Here is a 3,840-nt window from a genome sequence, read left to right on the forward strand (position 1 = left end):
AGTTCATCCCACAAATCCTGCGTATCGGCCTGCCCCTGCAAGCCCTGCGCGGCCAATCGCAACCGAGCGGCCAGTTCTCGACGCAACACCTTGTGCGGATACAAGCCAAAACACAGATTGAAGATCAATACCAAAGCCATGGGCGAGGCCGTCATCAGCCAGGCATAGAGCACCGCACGGGTGGCTATTTCGCCAAAGGGCACATAGCCAAGCAAGGTCAGCACAAAAGCAATGACCAAAGCGATAATGCCCCCCAGTGGCCCCAACTTGCTGGCCACCCCCAGAAACAGCAGCACAAAGGACGTCAGCACCATGGCCAGCAGACGCCAGGCCGGGAACTGCATCGTGACCTGGATCAGCGGCACCATTAACAGCACCACAATCGACACCAGCACGACCAGGGCCAGGGCCAGCACCGAACTTTCACCCGCATCGGACTTCATCACAAAAAAGATGACAAAGCAGCTGACGGCAGACTCGGGAATGCCGTAGCTCATGGCCAACAACACCATCAGGGCGCACAAGAGCGCCACGCGCCAGCTTAGCGCCAGACGGCCGGGAGTGGGCTGCAAATCCTGCCATACCAGCCGTGCCAAACCCAGCAAGCCGGCATCAGCAGTTGCCATTGCGATGAATGATGGTGGTGGCCGACGCGCCCATGCGCATCAGGTCCTCGGGTGGGGCGTCCAGGCGAATGCGAACCGGGAAGCGCTGCGCCACCCGCACCCAGTTCAGGGATTTTTGTATGTAAGGCAGGCTGCGCGGCAGATTGATCTGCTCCTCGTTGCTGACTCCCCAGCCAATTTCCTCGACCTTGCCCGAGAGCTTGCGCGCAGGGTCCGCCAACACGTAGACCGTCGCGCACTGGCCAGGTTTGATCTCTTTCAGGTCGGTTTCCCGGTACATGCCGGTGACATACCAGGAGTCTGTATCGAGCAAAGTAAAGACCGCGATGCCTGGCATCAAATGCTCTCCCGACCCGATGCGCAACCCAACAATACGGCCACTGTGCGGCGCCTTGACCCGGGTGTGTTCCAGATCGCGCTGAGCCATCGCCAGCCCGGCCTGACGCGCTTGCACCATCGCTTCTTCGGCCTGGGTATTGCCCACCAGCGCCTGGGCGGCACCGGACTGCTCTGTCGCCTGTTTCAGGGTAACCTGGGCATCGCGCAGCAAGGTATTGGCCTCATCCAGCTGCTGCTGGGAAACGTAGCCTTTGGCCGCCAGGTTTGCCAGGCGGCGCTGGCTTTGCGCAGCCATGGCCAAATTGGTCTTGGCGCGTGTGATCTGATCGTCGGCAATGACCGCGTTATGCCCTTCTGCCCGCACGGCCCGCTGCTTCATGTCCAGCGTGGCCTGAGCCAGCGCCAGCTCTGCCTGGGCCTGCTCCAGACGCAGTTGATAAAACACCGGATCCACGGTGAAAAGCAAGTCATCTCGGCTGACATACTGCCCATCACGCACCACCATGCGTTCGATGCGTCCGGGCAAGGCGCTGGAGATGTGCACCACATCAGCGCCGACCACCGCATCTTCAGACAAAAGGTTATTGTCCGAACGCTGCAAATACCACCCAGCCAGGACAATCGCGGCAACAACGATCAGCACGCTCAACACACGAGCATGGCTTTTACGAGAGGAAGATGTCTGTGCCTGGATCATGGCTCAGTCACTCGAAAAAAAGGAGAAGTGCGGCAAAAGTCAGCGCCAGCGTCAGGCACGCATAAACAGGCAGGCGCATGGGCATGACATCGTCCACCCCCGCACGAATCAGCCCCCAACGCACCAACACAGTCAACAGCACGGCAAGCAGCACGCACACCAACCACGCGGGGAAATACGAGCCCGCCATATAGACCGAAGGCGCAAGAGAACATCCGCCCAGCAGGGGCAAGACGGTCAGGCTGGCTGTACGCGCACGCATGCGTGGCATCCCTCTCGATGACTTTTAATATGATCTCGTATTTTGCTCAGATCGCCGCGACGAATTGTACCTGAGCCATCCTTGGCCGACGGCAACCCTTTTCCAGCTCGCAATACCGTTTACACTCTGGCATGTACCCACCAGATGACCGGTGCTATCGCAAGGATGCGCAACACAGCATTCTTTCCCATGCTTTGATTTTCCAGGATGCCATGCCGACCAGCTCTTATCTAGGCCATTCCCCTGCCCTGCGCCAACAGCGTCTGGCCTATCGCAACGGTATGCCAGCCTGTGTTTGCGCACACCCCTCCATCCCTTTCATTCACAGGCGTCTGAGCGCAGCAGCCAGCTTCGCGCCCAACGCCACCCCGACAGGCGCGGCCTTCCAGTCCAACAATGCCTTGGAACAAAAGCCTCGCGACCTGCCCCCCAGACTGATTCTGAGCAATCTGCGTCTGTTCGATGGCCAGCGCACCGAGTTGAAAAACGGCCTGGCCGTTCAGATTGACCAGGGCCGTATCACGGCTGTCATGCCGGTCGCCGAAATCCCCGTCGATGCCACCGTCATGGACTGTCAGAACAAAGTCCTGATGCCCGGCCTGATTGACGCGCACTGGCATAGCCTGCTGTGCGCTGTCGACCAGATGACCGCCATGATGGCCGACCCGGCTGATCTGCATTTGATTGCCAGCAAAGAGGCCGAGCGCACCTTGCTGCGCGGCTTTACCACCGTGCGCGACGCCGGTGGCCCCTGCTTCTCTCTGAAACGCGGTATTGATATGGGCTTGTTGCACGGCCCCCGTATCTATCCCAGCGGGGCGATGATTGCGCAAACTGGCGGCCACGCGGACTTTCGAATGCGTTACGAGATCCCCCAGGCACAGGGTGATCTGAGCCACGCTGAGCGGGCTGGCGTCACCTGCATTGCCGATGGGGCCGACCAGGTTCTGCGTCGCGTGCGTGAACAACTGATGCTGGGCGCCAGCCAGATCAAGCTGATGGCCGGGGGCGGCGTGACGTCTTTGTACGACCCACTGGAAGGACTGCAGTTTACCGATGCAGAACTACGCGCCGCTGTCGGCGCCGCCAGCGACTGGGGCACCTACGTCATGGTGCACGTCTACTGCGCCCGCGGCATCCAGCGCGCCATCAAGGCAGGCGTCAAGTCCATCGAGCACGGCCAGCTGGCGGACGACGAAACTGCCCGCATGATGGCCGGCGAGGGCGTGTGGTGGAGTTTGCAACCATTTCTGGGCGATGAAGATGCCAATGTCCAACACGACCCGCGCAGCAAAGCCAAGCAGCAACAGGTTGCCGTGGGTACCGTACGCGCATACGAACTGGCCGATAAACACCAGATCCAGACAGCCTGGGGAACCGATATCCTGTTTACCCCCGCCCATCTTCCCCATCACGGCCGGATGCTGTCCAAGCTGACCCGTTTTTATGAACCGCTCAGGGTGCTGAAAATGGCCACGGGAGACAATGGTCGGCTGTTGCAACTGTCCGGTCTGCGCCAAGCGTACGACGGCGAACTGGGCGTCATTCGACCTGGTGCCCTGGCCGATCTGCTGCTCATCGATGGTGAACCCGAGCACAGCCTGGATTTCCTGGAACAGCCCGAGCAGAACCTGCTGCTGATCATCAAGGGCGGCAAAATCTACAAGAATGCCCTGCCTGCCTGAACCTCGCACGCCCCAGGAACACCCATGCCAGACAAAACAGCAGCAGCGGCGCCCAGCAACGATGCCCGTCATCCTGGCCTTGCTGGCAACGTATTACGCCGTCCCCTGAGTGCATGTTGATGTCCTGTTTGCCCGCTCGGCTTCCAGCCCTGGCCGCTGCCCTGATTCTGACCGCCTGCGCAGCACCCAATCACATACCTGCCGCTTCACCAGCCTCTGGTCAGGATGCCC

3 protein-coding genes and 1 pseudogene are annotated in these 3,840 nt (G+C 60.3%); 1 reads left to right on the forward strand and 3 read right to left on the reverse strand.

Annotated features, from left to right (window positions below):
- The 3 genes and pseudogenes from RBR29_RS10990 to RBR29_RS11000 all read right to left on the reverse strand — a co-directional run.
- Nucleotides 1-626 (reverse strand): annotated as a pseudogene (locus tag RBR29_RS10990) (FUSC family protein); the annotation flags it as partial.
- Nucleotides 613-1,662, reverse strand: coding sequence for a multidrug transporter subunit MdtN (gene mdtN, locus RBR29_RS10995; RefSeq protein WP_320349261.1), 1,050 nt, complete (start codon nucleotides 1,660-1,662; stop codon nucleotides 613-615). The gene mdtN and the pseudogene RBR29_RS10990, both read right to left, overlap by 14 nt.
- A 7-nt stretch (nucleotides 1,663-1,669) precedes the next feature.
- Entirely contained in the window at nucleotides 1,670-1,924 is a 255-nt protein-coding gene (locus tag RBR29_RS11000; protein WP_320349262.1) for a YtcA family lipoprotein, read from the reverse strand.
- Nucleotides 1,925-2,136: 212 nt separating this feature from the next.
- On the opposite strand from RBR29_RS11000, the gene RBR29_RS11005 reads away from it, so the two are divergent.
- Nucleotides 2,137-3,609 carry an amidohydrolase family protein gene (locus tag RBR29_RS11005; RefSeq protein ID WP_320349263.1) on the forward strand — a complete coding sequence of 491 codons (1,473 nt, stop codon included), beginning with the start codon at nucleotides 2,137-2,139 and terminating at the stop codon, nucleotides 3,607-3,609.
- Nucleotides 3,610-3,840: the final 231 nt, after the last annotated feature.

The organism is Castellaniella sp. (assembly GCF_034007085.1).
In the GTDB taxonomy this organism is placed as follows: Bacteria; Pseudomonadota; Gammaproteobacteria; order Burkholderiales; family Burkholderiaceae_B; genus Castellaniella.

What these genes read in the sequence shown, in the direction of transcription:
- RBR29_RS11000 (WP_320349262.1), bottom strand. Translation starts at nt 1,924, where the DNA reads ATGCGTGCGCGTACAGCCAGCCTGACCGTCTTGCCCCTGCTGGGCGGA.
- mdtN (WP_320349261.1), bottom strand. Translation starts at nt 1,662, where the DNA reads ATGATCCAGGCACAGACATCTTCCTCTCGTAAAAGCCATGCTCGTGTG.
- RBR29_RS11005 (WP_320349263.1), top strand. Translation starts at nt 2,137, where the DNA reads ATGCCGACCAGCTCTTATCTAGGCCATTCCCCTGCCCTGCGCCAACAG.